Source organism: Cupriavidus necator A5-1, assembly GCF_000744095.1.
GTDB lineage: Bacteria > Pseudomonadota > Gammaproteobacteria > Burkholderiales > Burkholderiaceae > Cupriavidus > Cupriavidus necator_A.
This window is the reverse complement of record NZ_JQLI01000008.1, coordinates 2048767-2068924: the sequence shown is the minus strand read 5'-3', so window position 1 is coordinate 2068924 and position 20158 is coordinate 2048767. Positions and strand designations below refer to the sequence as shown.

Annotated in this window: 20 protein-coding genes; 7 read left to right on the top strand and 13 right to left on the bottom strand. The window is 65.9% G+C overall.

What is annotated here, in order from left to right:
* Positions 1 to 8: 8 nt before the first annotated feature.
* Both K307_RS33715 and K307_RS33710 read right to left on the bottom strand, forming a co-directional pair.
* Positions 9 to 947, bottom strand: a complete 939-nt coding sequence (locus K307_RS33715) for a dihydroorotate dehydrogenase (RefSeq protein WP_042885349.1) — start codon at positions 945 to 947, stop codon at positions 9 to 11.
* Complete coding sequence (locus K307_RS33710) at positions 941 to 1702, bottom strand: dihydroorotate dehydrogenase electron transfer subunit (protein ID WP_230626220.1); 762 nt, start codon at positions 1700 to 1702, stop codon at positions 941 to 943. Before K307_RS33710 ends, K307_RS33715 begins: the two co-directional genes overlap by 7 nt.
* A gap of 339 nt (positions 1703 to 2041) precedes the next feature.
* On the opposite strand from K307_RS33710, the gene K307_RS33705 reads away from it, so the two are divergent.
* The gene (locus K307_RS33705; protein WP_051975275.1) at positions 2042 to 2692 is read left to right on the top strand and encodes a TetR/AcrR family transcriptional regulator; all 651 of its coding nucleotides are present in this window, start codon (positions 2042 to 2044) and stop codon (positions 2690 to 2692) included.
* Here K307_RS33705 and K307_RS33700 read toward each other — a convergent pair.
* The 10 genes from K307_RS33700 to K307_RS33655 all read right to left on the bottom strand — a co-directional run bounded on the left by K307_RS33700 (position 2689) and on the right by K307_RS33655 (position 10695).
* Positions 2689 to 3783 carry a porin gene (locus K307_RS33700; RefSeq protein WP_080745299.1) on the bottom strand — a complete coding sequence of 365 codons (1095 nt, stop codon included), beginning with the start codon at positions 3781 to 3783 and terminating at the stop codon, positions 2689 to 2691. The two genes, K307_RS33705 and K307_RS33700, sit on opposite strands and share 4 nt — an antisense overlap.
* A gap of 105 nt (positions 3784 to 3888) precedes the next feature.
* Complete coding sequence (locus tag K307_RS33695) at positions 3889 to 4803, bottom strand: dioxygenase (RefSeq protein ID WP_042885342.1); 915 nt, start codon at positions 4801 to 4803, stop codon at positions 3889 to 3891.
* A gap of 148 nt (positions 4804 to 4951) precedes the next feature.
* Positions 4952 to 6001, bottom strand: a complete 1050-nt coding sequence (locus K307_RS33690) for an asparaginase (protein ID WP_051975273.1) — start codon at positions 5999 to 6001, stop codon at positions 4952 to 4954.
* Complete coding sequence (locus tag K307_RS33685; RefSeq protein WP_051975272.1) at positions 5998 to 6372, bottom strand: non-heme iron oxygenase ferredoxin subunit; 375 nt, start codon at positions 6370 to 6372, stop codon at positions 5998 to 6000. The genes K307_RS33690 and K307_RS33685 overlap by 4 nt, the downstream gene beginning before the upstream one ends.
* Before the next feature lie 21 nt (positions 6373 to 6393).
* Complete coding sequence (locus tag K307_RS33680) at positions 6394 to 6960, bottom strand: nuclear transport factor 2 family protein (RefSeq protein WP_042885340.1); 567 nt, start codon at positions 6958 to 6960, stop codon at positions 6394 to 6396.
* Positions 6957 to 8192 (bottom strand): NAD(P)/FAD-dependent oxidoreductase, encoded by a 1236-nt coding sequence (locus tag K307_RS33675; protein WP_042885339.1) that lies wholly within the window; start codon positions 8190 to 8192, stop codon positions 6957 to 6959. Before K307_RS33675 ends, K307_RS33680 begins: the two co-directional genes overlap by 4 nt.
* Positions 8189 to 8569: a cupin domain-containing protein gene (locus K307_RS33670; protein WP_042885338.1), complete on the bottom strand. Its 381-nt coding sequence runs from the start codon at positions 8567 to 8569 to the stop codon at positions 8189 to 8191. Before K307_RS33670 ends, K307_RS33675 begins: the two co-directional genes overlap by 4 nt.
* Positions 8566 to 8982, bottom strand: a complete 417-nt coding sequence (locus K307_RS33665) for a cupin domain-containing protein (RefSeq protein WP_042885337.1) — start codon at positions 8980 to 8982, stop codon at positions 8566 to 8568. Before K307_RS33665 ends, K307_RS33670 begins: the two co-directional genes overlap by 4 nt.
* A 25-nt stretch (positions 8983 to 9007) precedes the next feature.
* Positions 9008 to 9394 carry a hypothetical protein gene (locus tag K307_RS33660; protein ID WP_042885336.1) on the bottom strand — a complete coding sequence of 129 codons (387 nt, stop codon included), beginning with the start codon at positions 9392 to 9394 and terminating at the stop codon, positions 9008 to 9010.
* A gap of 32 nt (positions 9395 to 9426) precedes the next feature.
* Positions 9427 to 10695 carry an aromatic ring-hydroxylating oxygenase subunit alpha gene (locus K307_RS33655; protein ID WP_042885335.1) on the bottom strand — a complete coding sequence of 423 codons (1269 nt, stop codon included), beginning with the start codon at positions 10693 to 10695 and terminating at the stop codon, positions 9427 to 9429.
* A gap of 252 nt (positions 10696 to 10947) precedes the next feature.
* Between K307_RS33655 and K307_RS33650 the strand changes: the two genes are divergently transcribed.
* The 5 genes from K307_RS33650 (at position 10948) to K307_RS33630 (ending at position 16810) form a co-directional block, all read left to right on the top strand.
* Complete coding sequence (locus tag K307_RS33650; protein WP_042885333.1) at positions 10948 to 11601, top strand: TetR/AcrR family transcriptional regulator; 654 nt, start codon at positions 10948 to 10950, stop codon at positions 11599 to 11601.
* Positions 11602 to 12057: 456 nt separating this feature from the next.
* Complete coding sequence (locus tag K307_RS33645) at positions 12058 to 13380, top strand: MFS transporter (protein ID WP_042885332.1); 1323 nt, start codon at positions 12058 to 12060, stop codon at positions 13378 to 13380.
* A gap of 70 nt (positions 13381 to 13450) precedes the next feature.
* Positions 13451 to 14176 carry an AroM family protein gene (locus K307_RS33640; protein WP_042885330.1) on the top strand — a complete coding sequence of 242 codons (726 nt, stop codon included), beginning with the start codon at positions 13451 to 13453 and terminating at the stop codon, positions 14174 to 14176.
* A gap of 173 nt (positions 14177 to 14349) precedes the next feature.
* Positions 14350 to 15777, top strand: a complete 1428-nt coding sequence (locus K307_RS33635) for an amidase (RefSeq protein WP_042885329.1) — start codon at positions 14350 to 14352, stop codon at positions 15775 to 15777.
* Positions 15778 to 15886: 109 nt separating this feature from the next.
* The gene (locus K307_RS33630; RefSeq protein WP_230626218.1) at positions 15887 to 16810 is read left to right on the top strand and encodes a Bug family tripartite tricarboxylate transporter substrate binding protein; all 924 of its coding nucleotides are present in this window, start codon (positions 15887 to 15889) and stop codon (positions 16808 to 16810) included.
* 48 nt (positions 16811 to 16858) lie between these two features.
* Here K307_RS33630 and K307_RS33625 read toward each other — a convergent pair whose 3' ends face one another.
* Complete coding sequence (locus K307_RS33625) at positions 16859 to 17620, bottom strand: NADPH-dependent F420 reductase (RefSeq protein WP_042885328.1); 762 nt, start codon at positions 17618 to 17620, stop codon at positions 16859 to 16861.
* 215 nt (positions 17621 to 17835) lie between these two features.
* Here K307_RS33625 and K307_RS33620 point away from each other — a divergent pair, with 215 nt between their 5' ends.
* Positions 17836 to 20157, top strand: coding sequence for a TonB-dependent receptor (locus tag K307_RS33620; protein ID WP_042885327.1), 2322 nt, complete (start codon positions 17836 to 17838; stop codon positions 20155 to 20157).
* Position 20158: the final 1 nt, after the last annotated feature.

The window sequence follows — 20158 nt, the reverse complement described above, 5'->3', positions numbered from 1 at the left end:
CGTGCCGCTCAGTGCCCTGCCCCGGCCGCAATGGCAGGCGCATCAAACAACTCCACAGCACCGATGAGGTCGCGCAGCCGCGCGATCCCCTTGCGCTCGCAATACGCCTCGATGCCGTCGATGACGTTGGGCATCGTTTGTGGAGAGAGGAAATTGGCTGTGCCCACCTGCACAGCAGTCGCGCCCGCGAGCAGGAACTCGATGGCGTCCTCCGCTGTCGTGATACCGCCGCATCCGATCACCGGAATCGACACCGCCTGCGCGCACTGATAGGCGATACGCAGCATGATCGGCTTCGTGGCCGGTCCTGTCAGGCCGCCCATCAGGTTGGCAACGCGGGGACGGCGCGTCTCCACATCGATCGCCATGGCCAGGATGGCATTGCTGACGACAAGCGCGTCCGCGCCGGCGGCCTGGGCCGCCAGTGCAACTTCCACGACGTTGCCCGCATTGGGTGTCATCTTGGGCCAGACCGGCAGATCGGAGGCGGCCTTCATTGCGCGAACCACCTGGAAGGTTGCATCGGGATCCATGCCGAAGGCCTGCCCGTCCTTCTTTAGGTTCGGACAGGACACATTGGCCTCGATCGCCGCCACGCCCGGTACGGACAGCTTGCGCGCGAGCCTGCCAAAGTCTTCCACCGTGTTCGCCGAGATACTGGCGACCAGCGGCGACTGGTATGGCCGATAGAAAGGCACCGTCTCGTTCAGGTAGTAGTCCCCGCCCTTGCTCGGGATACCGATGGAGAACAACGTCGCGTCCTTGAATTCCGCCACGCGAGGCGGCGGATTGCCTTCCCGCAAGTCGTCGGTGATCGTCTTGGTCACGATGGCGCCAAGCCGGTTCAGGTCGAACACATCGGCCAGGCCTTCGGCAAACGTGCCGGACGCCGGCATGACCGGATTCTGCAACCTGAGCGAGCCAATTTGCACACTGAGATCTACCACGATACCGTCTCCTGAAGGTCAAACACCGGGCCGTCCCAACAGACCCTGCGATAGGTGAGATCCTGCGTGTCCGCCTGCTTGCGGAACGGCCGGACGCAGGCAAAGCAGGCGCCCAATGCGCAGCCCATATGCTGCTCGAGAGCGATCTGTCCCGGGATCTCGAGATCGGCGGCAACCCGCTGGAGCAACTGCAGCAGACGGTTCGAGCCGCAAGTGGCCACGTAATCCAGCCTGCGCGTCGCGTGCGTGCTGCGCAGCAAGGCCTCGACATGCTCTACCTGGCTGGTGCCGTCCTCGTCCGTCACGATGAGCACGTTCGCGCCGGCCTCCCTGAGATAGTCCGCCGACATGACCAGCCCCGCAGACCTGACGCTCAGCACAGCGGTGACCGACACTCCCTGGCTGCGCGCCAGGTCTGCCAGCGGCGTCAAGGTCGCCAGTCCCACGCCACGGGCCAGCAGCAGGATGTGCCGGGCGCCGGCAGGCAAGGCGAACCCGCGGCCCACCGGTCCCAGCGCGTCCAGCGTATCTCCGGCACCCAACTGAGCAAGACCGCGCGTACCCAGGCCCTGGACCTTGTACAGGAACTCGACCGTCCCGTCGCCCGGCGACACCCTGTACAGGCTCATGGGCCTGCGCAGCAAGGCGGCACCGTGCTGGTCCGGCGGACAGGCCAAATGGAAGAACTGCCCTGGCAGCGCGCGCAACGCGACCTCGGGCGCTTCCACGACAAGATGCTTGTATTCGTCGTTCACCCACTGGTTGCTGACCACCCGGCAAAGATTCTCTGCCACCGCGAATTGCGGCGCTTGCGCACCATGCCGCGCCGACTGGCAGCACGGCGTTGCATCGACAACGTCTTCTAGCATCCTGCTTCCTCCTCCTCGCCACCTCGATGGCTCCGTCGCATCGAATAACGAATGTAATTCTATTTTTCGACATCTGGAAAGTCAAGGAAGGTTGTCATGTGGCTTGATTCGCGAGCCGGCCACGCAACCTTATGCGTCAATCAGCGCAATAACGAATATCGATGGCGTATCATGGTGCCAGTTGAGCTGGCCAGATTGGATGCCGGCAGACGGAGAGATCACGACATGCCACAAGTGAAGAAGGCGGAGAAGCGAGATGCCATCCTCGCGGCCGCATTCGGCCTGTTTTGCCGCAAGGGCTATACGGCAACGACCATGTCGGACATCGCGCGCGCCGCGGGCACGACGGTGGCCAACCTGTACGTCTATTTCGACGCCAAACTGCTGATCTTCTACGCGATCTACTCGCCGTGGCTACAAGAAAAGATACGGGCATTGCGGGAAGAGGTGGAGGCGCTTCCAACGCCCCGCCAGCGCCTGCGGCGGATCCTTGTCGGCCTTTGGGGCGACATCCCCTCCGCGGACCAGGCGTTCGCCAACGCGCTGATCGAAGCGCTCGCCAGCGCTCCCCGGGATACCCAGAAGCCGAATAACCTGCTGGATCAATGCGAAACGCTGGTGACCGAAATGATCCTGGACAGCCTTCCTCCGGAGCGGGCGCATCTGGCGGCGGACCGGCTTCTGGCGCACGTACTATGGATGGCCCACGACGGTTTTGCGATCAACAGCCGCATTGGCGATATCCGGGACCTGGAAGCGATCGCGACATTGATGACCGACCTGTTGCTGGGCACGGAGGCCCCGGCGGCATCCCATCCCCCGCCAGACGGACGCAAGGGGCCCGTCGATGCGGCCACCCGAAATCGCAGCGTCTAGAAGACGTGCTTGAGGCCGATCATTGTGCCGAACTGATTGCCGCCGGGTGCGGGACTGGCACCGGTTTGCCCGCCGCTGACCGAATTGGCAAGCTGCCCGCTATTGTCGATGAAGCCGGCGGTGGCGTACACCGACGTGCGCCTGGAGAAGGCGTAGCTGCCGCGCACTGCGTACAGCATGGCCTTGTTGTCGCTGTGGTGAAACCTCTGGTAATAGATCTGGCCGGCGAGGGTGAACGCTGGCGTGATGTCGTAGGCGGCGCCGGCATACCAGAGATCGCTGCGGGGGGTGGTGCTGGCATCGTTGTCGCGGCGCAGCCAACCCAGGCCCAGCTTGGCCCTGGCGAGAATCATGTAGCCATTGAGCGAAAGGCGATCGTCCGTGAAGCTGCTCCTGGTCAGGCCGCCGAACGCGCCGGGACCACCGCGCAGCGAATCGTAGGCCGCTGCAACGCCCCACCAGTCGGTGCTGTATTGCAGCAGTGCAGACCATTCCCGGCAGGCCCGCGGATCGGCTGCGTTCTCGCCAGCGCAATTGGCGCCCGAGGGACTCGGCCCGGCGTTGACCGTGTCACGGCCGAAGCTATAGGTTGCGCCCAACGTCAGGCCGCCAAACGTGCCCTTGTAGGAAATCGCGTTGTCGGCACGCGTATTGGGTATATAGCTATCCAGGGAAGCGGATCCGTAGACGTTCGGCCCAAGGATGTCCGGATCGAGCATGGCCCAGAACAGCATCGTGTACTGTCGGCCGAACGCAACCTGGCCCCAGTTGCCCGACAGGCCTGCCAGCGCTTGCCGGCCGAACAGGCGACCACCCTGGTTGGACACGCCGGAATCCGGAGCGAAGCCGGACTCCAGCACAAAGATGCTTTTCAGCCCACCGCCGAGGTCTTCGCTCCCCCGGAGGCCCCACCGAGACGGCACCGTACCTGTCAGACCTGGCATACGAACGACGCTACTCTTGGATGCGCCAATATTGTTCACGTATTCCACGCCGGTATCGAACACACCGTAAATCGTGACCGATTGCGCAGCGGCCATCCCTGGGGCCGCCAAAAGAGCAGCAAGTAACGTTCGCCCGTAGTTAGTCAATTTGCATTTCCCCGTTTCTCGGTTCTGCGGCCTAGGCTTTGCTACCAGAGGCCAAGGGCTGGCGGCGTGTGTGCCTGTCTCGAAATCGCCGCTGACAGGCGCGGATCATGCGGCCCTGTCATAGCGGCTGGCGGGCGTGGCTTCGTCCTCGCTCAGCGCGTCCTGCAAGCGGAAATCGAAGCGAACGCGGGTGAAGGGTCTATCCACGCCGAGCGACTCGTAGCCCGCTGCACTTTGCACGGGTTCCAGCGCAACCACCAGGCCATCCCGGGTGGCAAACGCAAAATCGTCGTCCAGGAACGTGTCGCCCGGAATATTGATCTGCGTGGTCAAGGCACGCTTGCCCGCACCGGAGACCAGGAAATGGACGTGGGCCGGGCGGTTCCCATGGCGGCCGAGCAGTGAAAACAGTTCCGAGACGGGGCTGTTCGGCGGAATGGCGTAGCCCGGCGGGAGAAAGCTGCGGAACCGGTAGGCGCCCTCGGCGTTGGTCTGGATGCGCCGGCGCAGGTTATAGTCCGGCTGGTCCGGGTCGAAATGAGAGTAACGGCCCAGCTCGTTGCAATGCCAGACATCGACCAGCGCGTTCGCGACAGGATTGCCGTGCACGTCGAGCACGCGGCCCTCCATTACCAGCGGCTGGCCCTTCCCTTCGTTGCCTTCATCGAGCTTCACCTCGTGCTGGTGCAGCGGCGCGCCGGCAATATAGAGCGGGCCTTCGATCGCGCGCGGCGTACCCAGCGCGCGCCGGGCTGCGCGGTCGGCCTCGTCCTCGCGGATATCGAGCAGCCGGTCGAAGCCCAGGCCGGCGGTGATGAGGCCGATCATGTCGGCCTGGCCCAACCGGGTCAGCCACTTTGTGGCGGCCCAGAATTCGTCGGGGTTCACGTCAAATTCGTCGATGGTCTGGAACAGGTCCCCGACAATGCGCGCGGTAATGGCGCGCACGCGTTCGTCGCCGGGTTCCACCTGGCGGGTATTCACCAGATCGAGCAGTTGATGGATATCGAGTTCGGACATCGCTGTCTCCTTTTCTGTGTTGTGGGGCAAGGCGGGTGGCCGAGATCCGGCCGTACACTCCGGACCGGTGCCGGATGCCGGCAACCAGCACGGTTTGTCTGTCGCCGGAAGATGGCGCGAACAGGCAGATATCGGTAGACGCCATCGATCAACTCTCCAGCAGCCACTGCTGCAACAGGACGGGGTCGCGGGTCTGCGTCAGTGCCAGCATCAGCAGGATGCGCAGCTTCTGCGGCGACAGATCGCCGCCGGCCAGTACGCCGGCGGCGCGCAGGAATGCCTGCGGCGGCACCATGCCGCGCGCTGCGCGGGTGGACTGGACCACGGTGGTACCGGCGCGCACGGCGTCGGCCAGGCCCTGCGCCTCCGCATTCGCCGGCCGGCCGGGCGGCAGGCCCCCGCTGACAAGGCCCGCACAGCCGGCAGCCACCAGCGCATCGATCGCGGTACGATCGGCGCCGGCATACGACATGACGATGTCTACCCGCGGCAATGCATCAATATTTGCCAGGTCCGGCGGCAGGAATACACGGCGCCGGACCGGCAACCTCCGCATCGTCACCGCGCCGCTGGCCTCGACGCGGCCGAGCGGGCCGAACGGCGGCGCCTCGAAGGCATTGAGATCGAAGCTGGCAGCCTTGGTGACGTCCCGGGCAGCGAAGATGTGCCCGTCCATCACGACAAGCACGCCGGCGCCGCGCGCCGCATCGGACTGCGCCACCGCGAGCGCCGCCCGCAGGTTGGCCGGCACATCGCTGCCCGCCGTGTTCGCGGGACGCTGTGCGCCCGTGATGACCACGGGCTGGTCGAGTGTGAGCGCCAGGTCGAGGAACCACGCCGTCTCTTCCAGCGTGGCGGTGCCGTGCGTGACCACAAAGCCGGCCAGGCCCGGATCGCGCCGCGCGGTTTCCCCGATCAGCCGGGCGAGCGCCAGCCAGTCCGCCGGCGTGATGCCGGTGCTGCCCAGCGCCCGGAACGGCACGGGCACCAGTTCGACCGCATCGGCCACGTCGCCAAGGTTGCCGAGATCATCAAGCAGCTTCGCAATCGGATGGACCACGCCGCTCTCGCTGTACTCGACCCAGTCGAAGCGGTGCCGGGCGTGCATCGCGAACGTACCGCCGGTGCCGATCACGGCAATGCGTGGCCGCACGGCATCGCGCCCGGGCATGGCAAGGTTGGAGGCCTCGGCGTTCATGCCTTCTCCGGCGCGGCGACATAGACCACGCCGGCTTCGACCTTCACGGCATGGCAACGGGCATCGCGGGTCAGCGGCGCGCACATGGCTCGCCCATTGCGCACATCGAACAGGCCGGCATGCAGCGGGCACTCGATGCCGTGCCCGTCCATTTCGCCGTCCGACAGCAGCGCGTTGCCGTGCGTGCAGATGTCGTCCAGGGCATAGACCGTCTCGTCGACATTGAACAGCCCGATGCGATGGCCGTCGACGTCCAGGCCATGGCAGTCGCCGGGGCCGAACAAGGCGCCGACTTCGCCGGCGCGATACCAGCGGATGATTTCCTCGCGCGCCTGTGGCTCGCGCACCGTTTCTGCTTCCTCGATCATCATGGTGTCTCCTCTCTCAGGAATTCAGGCGCGGGGTTCAGCGTGCCGCGCCTGGTCTGCCATCCTTGCGTCCAATGCCGCCAGGGTCGCCACCAGAGGCATGGGGCCCTGGCCCAGGGATGTCATGTGGATCCCGGCAAAGCGCATGCGGCAGCAGCGCCAGGCGCCATCGGCTTCGCGCCGGTAGTCTTCGTGCGTGGTGGCGGCCAGCAGGACCGCATCGCGGTTGTCTTCGCGCAGGGCCAGCTGCCACAGGCGCCAGACGCCTTGGGCGCGATCCTCGTCGATGTCGAGCTGCGGGCTGCCGTAGTAGTGCACGGCGAAACACCAGGGTGAGCGCTGGAACCAGTCGTGCAGCTGCGAGCGGCCCGCCAGTGAATCGCCGAATCCCCGCCCGCCTTCCCAGATGGCGTCGTCGGTGAAACACAGCGCCTGCTCCCAGGCCACCCGGCGCATGGTGTCTTCGGATACGCGCGTGTAGTCGGGCCGGTACTTGGCGTCCGCCAGCGCGGCATAGCGCGCTTTCAGGGCACGGATCGCCTCGGCGGCCTCCAGTCGCGCCAGCCGCTGTTCGATGGTGGGCCCGCTCATGACGCCAGCGCCTTGAGCGGGATCGCTGCGTCGGCGAGACGCCTACGCTCGACCGGCGTGCCGCTGCGCACCAGCGCTTCCAGGTGCTTGCGCTCGCGCCCGTTGTCGATCAGGACACCGCCAGCGACCTGCCCGCCGCGCAGCAGCAGCATGGTCGCGGGGGCTCCCGACGCGCCCTGGCGCACGACGATCTCGTCGGCGTCGCCGGGTTGGCCGACCACCTGGATGTTGTGCCCGAGCTGGTCGGTCCACATCCACGGGACTTCGATGTAAGGGTCGGTGCGCCCGAGCAGGAAGCCTGCCACCGCTTGCGCCTGGTTCTCGGCGTTGCGCCAGGTTTCCTGCCGCACGGCGCGCTGGTACAACGGGCTGTAGGTCAGCGCCACGTCTCCTGCCGCAAAGCACCACGGCGCGACTGGGCTGCGGCAATCGGCACCGACCGGAACCCCATGCTCGTTGGCGATCCCGGTGCCCGCGAGGAAATCCACCCCGCTGTCGATGCCCACCGCCGCCAGCACGACGTCCGCGGCCAGCGCCCAGGCTTCGCCGCCGCGCGCGACGTGAACCCGCAAGGCAGTGCCATCGCGCTCGATGCGGCTGACCTGTACGCCGGTCTCGATACGGGTGCCGTTGGCCGTGTGCAGGCCGTGCAGCCACTCCGAGGCCGCGGGCGGCAGGCAGCGCGCGAGGATGCGGTTGCCCGCCTCCAGCACCGTCACGTCCGCCCCGAGCGCCCTGGCGCTGGCGGCGACTTCCATACCGATTACGCCGGCCCCGACGATCGCCACGCGCCGGCCCGGCACCAGCGTCTCGCGCAATGCGAGGCTATCGTCGATGGTGCGCAAGGTGACGACGCCCGGCAGGTCGGCCCCGGGGATATTAAGCGTGCGCGCGCGGCCGCCGGTCGCGACGACCAGCCGGTCGAAGCCGATCGTGCTGCCGTCGCTCAGGCTAAGCAGCCGGGCCTCGGCGTCCAGCGCGCTGGCACGGCCGCGCACATGCGCTACCGCGTTGCCATCCGTCCAGAAGGCGGCGGGGCCGAGCACGAGCTCCGGTGCGGCGCGCTCGCCCTTGAGCAGCTCTTTCGACAATGCCGGGCGTTCATAGGGAGCGTGCGGTTCTTCACCAACGAGGGTAAGCCGCTGGTCATAGCCCAGCGCGCGCAAGTGCTGCGCGACGCGGCCGCCGGCATGCCCAGCGCCCACGATGACGATGTGTTCGAACGTGTTCATGCCGCGGCTCCAGCTTGCTCGCCCAGCGAGGTGCGGTTGATCACGCGATACAGGCGGCCGCTCCCGGCGTCGCAGGTCCACCGGCGGGGCTCCGCATTGGGAATAATGATCCCCTCCCCTTTCGACAGGCGATAGGACTCGCCTGCGGCTTCGATGGTGAAGGTGCCTTCCAGGACCGCAGCCACTTCCTCGCCCGCCTCGCCTGCCGCGGCGCTCAGCATTTCTCCCTGGCGCAGCACATGGATGGCGATGTCGAAGGCGTCGCCGCTGGTTGCATGGCACGCCGGTTCGGTGGGGGACGATTGACCCGCTGCCACGCGACGGCAAAGCGGCTGGGCGGTGCGTGCCTCGACGTCCGGATGTCCTTGCGCGCTCATGCCCGCTCTCCCCGGTCGGCCAGCGGGTAGTAAGGCACCGTATCCTCGGCGCCGTACTCCTTGCGGGCGGGTGTCACCACATTCAGCCGCATGCTGACGCCGGCGGGCTCGAAACGATTGCTGCCGTAGTGCATCAGCCCCGCCGGGATCAGCAACGCATCGCCCTGCTCCATGACGGTCTCGTGGTCGCCGGCTTCGCCCAGCCCTTCGAAGACGGAACAGGCACCCGAGAACTGCAGCGACGCTTCCTCGCCATGCTGGTGGGATTTCGCCGGCAGGTCCCTGCCGGCGGCTTCGACGAACTTGACGACGGCAACGCTGACCGTTTCGCCAAACATGTGTTTCATGTACAGGCCATCGGCGACCACTTCCTTCAGGTTGTTGTCGATGGCGAATACGCGGCATTTCGGCATGATGTGCTCCTCTGCGAGCGGCGGCTCAAAGCGCCGGGGACAACCTGAAGGCCTCGTCGGCCACGAAGCGGCGAGGATCGAAGCCATCGATCACCGCCTGCTGGCGATAGAACTCGATGGCCGGTGCCACCTCCGCCAGTGACAGCAGCAGGTTCATGAGCGCCTGGGCCTCCGCCGGCATTGCGCCGGGCTCGAAGGTGTCCAGGTACGCGGTGATCGCATCCAGCTCACCGAGCATGGTCTGCGCGAATGCCCTGATCTCTTCCATCGAGGCGCGGTGGCGCTGGATATTGCGCGCGGTTTCGGTCGGCAGGCTCCAGTGCGCGATCGGGTTCAGATGCGCAAAGCGCTCGGGCAAGGCCGCCGCGCGTTGCGTCTGCAGGCCGCCGATATTGATGATCTTTTCTTCCATGACTTCGCTCGCTAATGTACTGATATGCGGTCTTATTGCTCTGCGCCGACCAGGCGGTCGACCACGTGGGCGCCGTGGCGGACCAGGATTTCGCTGTCCTGCAGGATCATGTGCGTCTTGGCGCCGGTTTCCGCCGCTGCCTGCGTGCGTTCCAGCGTGCTCATGTCTTCCAGCAGTACGTCGCGCAGCGCGACCTTCATGTATTCGAGGAAGAAACGGCCACCGGCCGTGGTCATCTCGGGGTAGTACACGCGCCCCTCGAACAACATCTTGTTGTGCGCGATCGGGCGGAAGGTGTAGGCCTGGTAGTAGTTGGGCCGCAATGAGACGTAGAAGTCCGGGAAGATGACGTTGATGTCGAACAGCCAGTTCTTGCTCTGCGTCCAGTTGACGCCCTTCGGCAGGGCTTCGAGCGGAAACTCGTGCTTCGCGCTGCCCATGCCGGCACGCAATGCCGCTGCGGCGATCGGGCGCGATGCGGCGGACTCCGCCAGGGCCTCCGCCGCGGCGGCGCCACCGCTGGTCACGGCCTTCGGGTTGCCGTAGACCGACTTCTGGTTCCCCGCGAGCGACAGGCGCCGATGCACGTCCCCGCAGACGACATCGAGTGGCCGCATGCTGCCGCCATCGCTCTTGTCGATGGCGTCCGCGATGGAGTTGCCGTGGACGTAGGCAACGTGATAGGCCTCCTGAAAGGCATCGAGAGCGAGCTTCCAGTTGCAGTTGACGACGCTGGTCCACTGGAAGGCGCAGGTCAGCTTGTCGAACGGGTAGCCTTCCACGTCGCCATAGACCGGCTTCATGAACTCGGCCAGCGTCTGTGCCGGCCGGGCTTGCATATTGACGAAAATGAATCCCTGCCAGACGTCGCAAGACACCTGCGAGAGGCCATAGTCTTCACGCTGCATGTCGAAGAAGCAGCCCTCCTCCGGCACGCCGGTCAGGCGGCCGTCCAGGTCGTAGGCCCAGCCATGGAACTTGCAGAAGAACTTGCGCGTGTTGCCGCACTTTTCATAGACGACCTGGTTCAGGCGGTGCGCGCAGACGTTATGCATGGCACGGATCTCGCCCTGCTTGTTGCGCACGACGATGATCTCGGTGTCGCAGACAGCCAGTTCCTTGACGAAGTAGTCGCCCGGATTGGGAATCTCTTCCACGCGGCCAACCTGCAGCCAGGTCTTCTTGAAGATCTCGGCCTTTTCCCGCTCGTAGTACTCGGGAGAGACATAGGGCTCGACCGGTACCGGCCCTTTGCCGAGTTCCGGATAGCGGTCTGTGAAGAACGTCTGCTGCGATGTCATTGCGCATCTCCTCCTGGATGGGGACATCGGCGAAGGCTCGCCGTCGAATAATGAATGTCATTTTATTTTCGAGCGCAGAAAAGTCAAGCGACATCTTGATGCCGCCATTTGCCGCAGTCGCGAGGCGGTTTCGTCATCACTCGTGCCCCGTCTTGGTAAAATACCGAACCACGTTGGGGCATCGGTTGCATCCGCTGCACCAGGAACCGCGAATACGAAGACAGCCCGGGGCGGGCCGGAAGGGGAAGTGCAATGCCACAAGTCAAGAAACACGGGATGCGCGAGGCCATTCTCGCGGCCGCGTTCGATCTGTTCTGCCGCAAGGGCTACACGGCGACAACGATGTCGGAGATCGCGCGCGCGGCAGGCATGACCGTGGCCAACCTGTACGTGTACTTCGACTCCAAGCTGCTGATCTTCTATGAGATCTACACCCCGTGGCTGCTCGCCCGGGTGGACAGCCTGCGCGAGTCGGTACAGAAGTTTCCGACGCCCCGCACGCGCCTGCGGCGCATCATCGTCGGCCTGTGGGGCGACATTCCCGCAGCCGATCATTCCTTCGCCAACGCGATGATCGAGGCGCTCGCCAGTGCCCCGCAGGACACCCCCAAGCCGAACAACCTGCTGGAACAGTGCGAGATCGCGATCACCGACCTGATCCTGGAAAGCCTGCCGCCGGAGCGCGCGCACCTGGCGTCGAACCGCTTGCTGTCCCACATTCTGTGGATGGCCTACGACGGCTTTGCCATCAACAGCCGGATTGGAGATACACGCGACCTGGAGGCGATCGCCACGTTGATGACGGACATGATGCTGGGGCCGGAGGAAGCCACCGAACCCGCGCCCCGCAGCAAGGCGCGCGCATCACGCACCCGCAAGGAACCGGCAACCTCCGCAGCTTCCTGAGCGTGTGAAGGGGCCCATCAGGCCCCTTCTAATACCAAATGTCACTCGTCGGGTAACACGCCTGGCGTCCAGCGGTCGCAGCATACCGCTTCGCCGTTCGGCACCTGCCTCTCCTCCTGCGGCACTATCCTTCTTCTATATCGGCCGGCAACCGCTGGCATGGAAGGATGCAAGCCGCCCCCCCTGAAAACACCCCTATTGCCGAATGTCTGCTGCCGGCGCGCGCTTCGCCGGGCATCGCTCTTGCAAGCCGTGCGCGGAGCACGCCGCATGCAGCACCCGGACGTCAGGCCAACGTGATCGGAGTGTTTTTTTCCTGCCCATGACTAGGGTATGTCCCGATGCCCCATGCCTATTAGCGAATACTACTATTTATTCAGCCGCGCTCATAAAGGCCCGCTGTGAGCCTGCCGGCAGCCAACGCCCCCACCAAAGTCGCCCCCAGGAGCCTTCGCCATGCATGTTGCTGGTACTTCCGAAGCCGTCCGGTCCGTCCCCCAACGGACCACGTATCTCGTCCTGTTCCTCTGCTGGGCCGCCATCCTCTCCGAGGGTTACGACATCGGCGTGATGGGAACCATCGTCCCTGCGCTGATCACTGATCCACAGTGGAGGCTGACGCCTCTCGAACTCGGCCAGATGAGCAGCGCCGCACTGGTCGGCACCTTGTTCGGCGCCTATTTCATCAGCCCGCTCAGCGACCTGGCGGGCCGGAAAAAGCTCTTGATTGCTTGCGTGGCACTGTTCTCGTTGTCGATGCTGGCTGCGGTCTGGGCCCCGACTCCGGCCATGTTTGCCCTCGTGCGCGGCATTGGCGGACTTGGCCTGGGCGGTGTCATCGCGGTGGCGGCGGCACTCACGGTGGAGTACTCGCCGCCCGGGCGCCGCAACCTGAACTTCGCGCTGATGTATTCCGGGTACCCGATCGGCGCGGTGGTCTCGGCGCTGGCCGGCATGGCGTACATGGAGCAGTATGGATGGCGTGCCATCGTGGCCATCGGCGCCCTGCCGCTGCTGTTCATTCCGGTCCTGATGCTGTGGCTTCCGGAATCGCTGGACTTCCTCGTCGGCAAAGGCCGGCATCGGGAGGCTCAGGCGCTTGCCGGGCGTCTCGGCGTGGAGGCCCCCACCGCGCCGGTTGCGCACGACGACGCGCCACGCACATCGTTGAAGGACGTATTCGCCGAGATCTTCTCGCGCAAGAATGCGTTCGGGACGATCTGCCTGTGGGCCGCGCAGTTCATGGCAATCACGATGGTCTATGGCCTGGGCACGTGGCTGCCGCAGATCATGCGCAAGAGCGGCTACGACCTTGGCTCCAGCCTGTCCTTCTTCGCGGTCTTCAACATGGCCGCGGCCATTGGCGGCGTGATGATCGGACGGATCGCCGATTACTTCGGACCGCGCCAGACCATTGCTGTCAGCTTCCTGGTCGGCGCCGTGTCGATCTTCGCGCTCTCGCAGAAGAACGGGCTGCTGGTCAACTATGTCCTGGTCGCGCTCGCCGGCTTTGGCAGCATTGCCACGGCGCTGGTGCTGCTCGGCTACATCGCGAACTACTACGCACCGCATGCCCGCGCTTCGGCGACCGGCTGGGCTGTTGGCGTGGGCCGCTTCGGCGCCATGGCAGGTCCGGTGCTGGGCGGCTATATCGCAGGGCTGAACGCGAATCCGGTGTGGAATTTCGTGCTGTTCTCGACAGCCGCGGTACTGGCGGCGCTGGCGGTGTATATCACGCCGACGCCGGAGCACGTCAGGCACGCCCTGGGCAGGAAGTAACTCCCACAAACTGGCCGGCGTCGCGTCCGCACAAGACGGCGCCGGCCGCCACGCTCAACAGGACAGCAGCATGAGCCTTGGTTTTGGCTATCAGGCACGCATCGGGCACCTTTACCCGTCCGGCGGCCTGTGCGACTTCGAAGTACAACTGATGGCGCCAGCCGGCGTGCAGTTCGTCACCACGCGCATGCCGTTCTCGCGCACGTCCCTGGAGAGCGACAAGGCTGTCGTCGCCGATGTCGAATCCCACGCGGCGCTGCTAGCCACTGCCGGGGTGACCCTGATCGCCATGAACTGCACGGCGGCGAGCATGGCGGTGGGGGCGCAAGTCATCAACCAGCGCATCTTCGACGCCACAGGCATCCGCTCGGTGACCACCACCGACGCCATTCTCGCCGCCTTGCGCGCGGTCGGCGCGCGCCGCGTCGCGCTGATGACACCGTATCCCCACGAGGTGGTCGAGATGGAAATCGCCTTCCTGGCCCGGCACGGTATCGAGGTCGCCTGCGAGATCGCGGACCCCTGCTCCACCCCCATCCAGCAGGGCTCGTTTCCTGCCTCGCACTGGGCTGACCTGGCGGCGGAACTCGACACCGACCAGGCCGATGCGGTGCTGATCAGCTGCGCCGGCATACAGGTGAGCGGGGTCATCGAAGACATCGAGCGTGTGGGCAAGCCCGTCATCACCAGCAATCAGGCGCTGCTCTGGCACTGCTTGCGCACGCTCGGCCTGACCGATCGGCCGACAGGATTCGGCGGTCTGCTGGCTGGCAATTTCGACAAGGGAGCATTCTGAAGCCCGACCTCAGACTGATCGGGGACGCATCCGAGATTGACGCAAGCCGTTGACTGCACTACTGCGAAGGCCGTTCGGCTATTTTTCCCCGTCCCTTCGCCCGCCGCGCTAATATTCTAACTACCTCACAATGGCCGGCCATGTACCGGACCGCGCGCAAGGAGACGCAGCTCATGAGCGAAGCGCTTTGTTTTCTTTCCGCTGCAGAATTGCAGCTTCGCATCCGCCGCAAGGAAGTCTCGCCGGTGACGCTGACTGAAGCGGTGCTGGCTCGCGCAGAACGCTTGCAGCCGACATTGAACTGCTTTATCACGCTGTGCGCGGACGAAGCCATGGCGGCAGCTCGCACGGCCGAGCAGGATGTCATGGCGGGACGATCATTGGGCCTGCTGCATGGGATCCCGTTCACCGTCAAGGACATCGTCAATACGCGCGGCATACGGACAAGCTTCGGCGCACAGCCGATGCGCGAAAACGTGCCGGCAGAAGATGCCGTGTCGGTCGCCCGCTTGCGAGCCCAGGGCGCAATCCTGATCGGCAAGACCACCACGCCCGAGTTCGGATCGAAATGCCTGACGGATTCTCCGCTATTCGGCCGCACGCGCAATGCATGGCATCCGGACCGGACCAGCGGCGGGTCGAGTGGGGGCGCGGCGGTCGCGGTGGCCAGCGGCATCGCACCGCTGGCCGTGGCGACGGACGGCGGCGGCTCGACTCGCATACCGGCCGCGTGCAACGGGGTGGTGGGCATCAAGCAAAGCCAGGGCGTGATCCCGCATAGCCAGGCACAAGATCTCTTCGGCAACCAGACCTATGTCACGCCGACCACGCGAACCGTGGCCGATACCGGCTTGATGATGCAGGCCATGGCAGGCGAGCATGCTTGCGATCCGTGGTCGATCGGCGTGCCAGTGCCGGACTACATCGCCGCCGCGCAGCCGCAGGGCGATTTGCGTGGGCGGCGCGTGCTGTATTGCCTGGCGCCACCAGGGCGGCCGGTATCGGCGGATGTGGCGACGGCATTCGAGGCCAGCCTGGAACGCTTGCGCGCCTTGGGGGCGCAGCTGGAGCCGTTCTCCGGCGAGGGTTTCGACGTGGAGCCGATCTGGCGCGCCATCAACCATACGGTCTGGCGCACCCGCTTCGCACCCATCGTCGAGAAGCATGCCGATCTGCTGAGCCCCACCTTCGTGCGGCAGGTGGAATCCGCCGCCCATATTAGCGGTGTGGAGTACCAGCAGGCCATGTTCGAGCGCTCACAGCTTTTCCTGCGGGTGCAGGCGCTGTTGGCGCGTGCCGACCTGCTCGCCATGCCGACGCTGACACGAACCGCACTGCCGCTGGACCAGGACCTGTTCGGCCGGATCGAGATCGACGGACAGTCCTATGAAAATGTGCGGGCCCATTGGTTTCCATGGACCATGCCATTCAACATGACCGGACACCCGGCCATCAGCCTGCCCTGCGGCTTTGGCCAGGACGGCCTGCCCATCGGCTTGCAACTGGTCGGACAGTTCCGCCAGGACGCGGCGTTGCTGCGCGCAGCGGCGCTGTTCGAGTCCGCGCATGATTTCCGCGCGCAATGGCCAACCTTGCCCTGAGTACGGGCTTTTTTTTCCTCTCATTCCTGCTTTCGCTGACATGATGCCCACTCTCCGCCTTGCGCGAGGCCTGCTTGCCGTGACCGCGGTTGCCGCAGCCGCCGTAGCGATGTCCACCCCTGCCCGGGCAGCCGATGCCGAGCCGATGCACATCATCGTCGGCTATGCGCCAGGCGGCGCTGCCGACAGTCTGGCCCGGCTATACGCCGAGCAACTGCGCCAGGATGGCCACGGCACTGTGGTCGTGGAAAACCGCCCCGGCGCGTCGGCGCGGCTGGCGCTCGACTACGTGAAGCGGGCAAAGCCGGACGGCAAGACGGTATTCATCGGCCCGTCGCCACTGTTCACGATCTTCCCGCTGACCTACAAGAAGCTGGGCTACGATGCCGACAAGGATCTGATACCCGCCGCGGTGCTCACCGATGTTCCCACCGCCGTCGCAGCAGGCCCGCAGCAGCCCTACCGCAATATGAAGGAGTACGTCGACTGGGCAAAGCGCAACCCCGGCGGCGCCAGCCTGGGCCTGGCCACGATTGGCAGTGCGGGACACCTTGGCACGGTGGCACTGGGCAAGTCCGCAGGCATTTCGATCACGCCGGCTGCTTACCGCGGTGCGTCGCCGATGCTGGTGGATGTGATCAGCGGCAACGTGTCGATCGGCTGGGACGCAGTCGCCAGCATGATGCCGCTCTACAAAGGCGGCAAGCTGCAGTTTCTCGGGGTGAGCGGCACGCGGCGCGCCAAGGCTCTGCCGGACGTGCCGACCATGAAGGAACAGGGGTTCAGCCAGTATGACTATGCCACCAGCTGGTACGGTGTGTTTGTACCTGCGGGCACCCAGCCTGACGTGCTGGCCAAGGTCGAGAAGATGTTCCTCGCCGCCTCCGGCAACGCCGCAACGGCGACAAAGCTGGAAGCCCTCGGCCTCGAGGTCGTGGCACGATCCGGCCAGGAAGCGCGGCGACGCATCCAGGTTGAGCGGGCAGCGTGGAAACCGATCGTCGAGGCGACCGGCTTCGTAGCGGAAGACTGAGTCCGCAGCCGCCGCTGGCCCTGAGCCGGCAAGCAACCTTCCCGGCGGCTAATTCCCGCTCATCTTCCTGCGAAATTCTTCGGCAGTGCCAATCTGCCGGAACAGGGGCCCGCCCGGCGCGAACTTGTCCGCGCTGGCCAGCGGCCCCACCACTACCGGTTCAAACCCCGCATCGCGCACCAGTTGCGCCGCCACCTGCAGCGCCGCCTCGTCGTCGCCGGCGATCGGCACGGCAATCAGGTCACCGGTCCGGTGATGTTCATTGGCGAAATTGGTCGCCCCCATGAAATTGAACGCCCGCACCACGCGCGCGCCGCGCAGGTATTTCGCCGTGGTGATGCCAATGCCGTTTCGCTGGGCTTCATCGGCAATGGCGCCGTCGCGCTGGGCAATGGCATTGGTGGCATCCAGCACGATCTTGCCTGACCACGCCCCGGCATTCTCCTGGCTGAGTTGCGGCAAAGCGCCGTAAGGGGTGGCGAGGAACAGCACATCGGCGAAGGCGATTGCCTCCGCGACCGTGCCCGCCCGCGCCAGCGGGCCGAGGCCGTCGACCAGCGGCTTGAGCGATTCAGGATGCCGCGACGAGAACAGGACCGGGTGCCCCGCCTTGACCCAGAGCCCGCCGACGGTCCCGCCGATGCGCCCGGAGCCGATCACGCCGATGCGCGCCGGGCCCGCGTTCCCGGCCGCGGCCGTTCGCTGAGCGCAGGCGGTCAACGGCGGAAGGCTCAGCGTCAGGATGGCCAGCGCCCCGGCTCGCAGCATGCGGCGGCGTTCGGGATCGATGACAACTGCCGGCTCTTGCATCGCGCTCTCCTGGGATGACTGCTTGGCCCTGTGGCCGGTTCGCAAGGTCTCCTGCCGCACACTGGCCGCCCAAGAAACTCTAGGCGAAAAAATGGCTTACCGGGCAATCGCCCTTGGCACCGCCTGCGCGCTGGACTAGATTAGGTAGCATTTGCGCCACCCCAGGAAGTCTCCATCACAGCCGCCCGCGCGATGCGGCGCGAGAGGGGAACCCCATGGCCCACGCCCGACGCCGCACTCGCCCGTCCCGGCATGCGCCGGGCATGGTCGCCATTGCGCTGGCGGCGGCCGCGCCTGTCGCAGCGCAGCAGGCCAGCCAGCCTGACGCGGGCAGCCAGGCGGACCAGGTCCACAACCTGCAAGAGGTCACCGTCGTGGCCCCGACGCCGTTGCCCGGCTTCACCATCGAGCGCCAGGCATTTCCCGCCAACGTCCAGACTGCCACCGATGGCGACCTGGAACGTGCGAAATCCGCCAACCTCCCGTCCTTCCTGGCGGAGAACATGAACGGGATCGTGGTCAATGACACACAGGGCAATCCGTTCGCGCAGGACATCCTCTATCGCGGCTACCGGCTCTCGCCCACGCTGGGTTCTGCACAAGGGCTGTCGCTGTACCTCGACGGCGTGCGCCAGAACGCGGCACTGGGCGATGTCATCAACTGGGCCGGCATTCCGGAGGCCGCCATCAGCACGGTGACGCTGGTGCCCGGCAGCAACCCGCTCTACGGGCTCAACACGCTGGGCGGCGCGCTTGCGCTGGTCACCAAATCCGGCGAAACGCACCAGGGCGTGGAGGCCGACCTCAGCATCGGCAGCTACGGCCGCGCGCGGCTCGATGTCAGCGCGGGCAAGTCGCTGGGCGACGGCTGGCACGCTTACTTTGCCGGCACCGGCTGGCGCGAGGATGGCTGGCGCGACCGCGCCGACAGCGATCTCGGCAACCTCTTTTTCAAGCTGGGCCGCTCGACCAGCGCCACTCAATGGAGCCTCAGCCTGCTCGGCAGCAACAGCCGGCTGTCGGGCAATGGCCTGACACCGGGCAGCATCTACGGCCCCGACCGCCGCGCGATTTACACCGCGCCCGATGTCACGCGCGTGAAATCGCTGCAGCTGACGCTCAACGGTGCGCATCAGTTCAATGCGCAGGACCAGCTGCAGCTCACCGCCTACGTGCGCCGCACGCGCTCGCGCGCCAACAGCGGCGATATCCACGACGACTACCTCGACACCCTGCTCGGCTGCCAGGGCGACGCCGGCGCCGAAGGCTGCGAAGCGGACGACGCGCCCGCCAATGCCGTACTCAATTCTTCCACCCTGCGCGAGACCAGCTATGGCGTGTCGGCGCAGTGGTCGCACGATGGCGAGACGCACCGCTTCGCACTGGGCGCCGCGCTGGACCTGAACCATTCGCGTTACGCGCAGAGCACGCAGCTGGCCAGCTTCGACGCTGCGCGCACGGCGCTGGGTGATCCCAATGCACCGGTGGTCACCAACGCCTCGCTGGACGGCCGCGACAGCACCGTGGGGCTGTACGCAACCGACACCATCCGCCTGCTTCCCCACACCTTCCTGACGCTGGCCGCCCGCTGGAACGACGGCCGCCGGCATACGGTGCTGGGCGCGCCCACGCAATCGGACGAGCGCTTCACGTTCTCGCGGCTCAACCCGTCGGTGGGGGCATCGCACCTGCTGTTCGACAGCCTGACGATCTTCGGCTCCGCCTCGCAAGGCACGCGCATGCCCACGGCGATCGAGCTGGGTTGCGCGGACCCGGCCAACGCCTGCCAGTTGCCGACCGGCCTGCAGGCCGATCCCTTCCTGCGCCAGGTGGTCACGCGCACCGTGGAACTAGGTGGACGCTGGCAGCCGGCTGACACCACTGAGCTGACCCTGGCGCTCTACCGCAGCAACAACACCGACGACATCATCTTCCAGCGCTCGCCGTTCAGTCCGCTGGGGTATTTCTCGAACTTCCCGAAGACACGCAACCAGGGCCTTGAGCTCGGCTTGCGGCAGCGGCTGGGCCGGCTGGCGCTGCGCGCCGGCTACAGCTACACGCAAGCGACCTACCAGGCGGACGGCCAGTTGCAGACCCCCTTCGCCGCGCCGGTGGTGGTGCATCCGGGCACACGCATGGCAGGGATCCCGCTGCACAGCTTCAGGCTCGGGGCAGACTGGCGCGCGACCGCGACCGTCAGCGTAGGGGGCGACGTGATCGTATCGTCCTCGCGTCCGGTCGCGGGCAACGAGGATGGCGCGCTCAGCGCGCAAGACCCGAGCCTCGCCCGCACTGCCGGCTACCTGCTGCTAAACCTGCGCGCCAGCTGGCAGTTCGCGCCGCGCTGGCAGCTCTATGGGCGCATCGACAACCTGTTCGACCGCCGCTACGAGTCCTACGGACAGGTGGGCTACAACCTGTTCCCGGGCGGCACGCTGCTGCAACCGGGCGCGGCGGTACCCATTGAGCGCTTTGTCGCACCCGGCGCGCCCCGGCTGTTCCTGGTCGGCGTGCGCTATGAGTGGGACGGACGCTGAG

Bases quoted from the DNA above. Each gene is read 5' to 3' on its own strand.
- K307_RS33705 (WP_051975275.1), top strand. From the start codon at position 2,042: ATGCCACAAGTGAAGAAGGCGGAGAAGCGAGATGCCATCCTCGCGGCC.
- K307_RS33695 (WP_042885342.1), bottom strand. From the start codon at position 4,803: ATGTCCGAACTCGATATCCATCAACTGCTCGATCTGGTGAATACCCGC.
- K307_RS33690 (WP_051975273.1), bottom strand. From the start codon at position 6,001: ATGAACGCCGAGGCCTCCAACCTTGCCATGCCCGGGCGCGATGCCGTG.
- K307_RS33685 (WP_051975272.1), bottom strand. From the start codon at position 6,372: ATGATGATCGAGGAAGCAGAAACGGTGCGCGAGCCACAGGCGCGCGAG.
- K307_RS33680 (WP_042885340.1), bottom strand. From the start codon at position 6,960: ATGAGCGGGCCCACCATCGAACAGCGGCTGGCGCGACTGGAGGCCGCC.
- K307_RS33675 (WP_042885339.1), bottom strand. From the start codon at position 8,192: ATGAACACGTTCGAACACATCGTCATCGTGGGCGCTGGGCATGCCGGC.
- K307_RS33670 (WP_042885338.1), bottom strand. From the start codon at position 8,569: ATGAGCGCGCAAGGACATCCGGACGTCGAGGCACGCACCGCCCAGCCG.
- K307_RS33665 (WP_042885337.1), bottom strand. From the start codon at position 8,982: ATGCCGAAATGCCGCGTATTCGCCATCGACAACAACCTGAAGGAAGTG.
- K307_RS33660 (WP_042885336.1), bottom strand. From the start codon at position 9,394: ATGGAAGAAAAGATCATCAATATCGGCGGCCTGCAGACGCAACGCGCG.
- K307_RS33655 (WP_042885335.1), bottom strand. From the start codon at position 10,695: ATGACATCGCAGCAGACGTTCTTCACAGACCGCTATCCGGAACTCGGC.
- K307_RS33650 (WP_042885333.1), top strand. From the start codon at position 10,948: ATGCCACAAGTCAAGAAACACGGGATGCGCGAGGCCATTCTCGCGGCC.
- K307_RS33645 (WP_042885332.1), top strand. From the start codon at position 12,058: ATGCATGTTGCTGGTACTTCCGAAGCCGTCCGGTCCGTCCCCCAACGG.
- K307_RS33640 (WP_042885330.1), top strand. From the start codon at position 13,451: ATGAGCCTTGGTTTTGGCTATCAGGCACGCATCGGGCACCTTTACCCG.
- K307_RS33635 (WP_042885329.1), top strand. From the start codon at position 14,350: ATGAGCGAAGCGCTTTGTTTTCTTTCCGCTGCAGAATTGCAGCTTCGC.
- K307_RS33630 (WP_230626218.1), top strand. From the start codon at position 15,887: ATGTCCACCCCTGCCCGGGCAGCCGATGCCGAGCCGATGCACATCATC.
- K307_RS33625 (WP_042885328.1), bottom strand. From the start codon at position 17,620: ATGCAAGAGCCGGCAGTTGTCATCGATCCCGAACGCCGCCGCATGCTG.
- K307_RS33620 (WP_042885327.1), top strand. From the start codon at position 17,836: ATGGCCCACGCCCGACGCCGCACTCGCCCGTCCCGGCATGCGCCGGGC.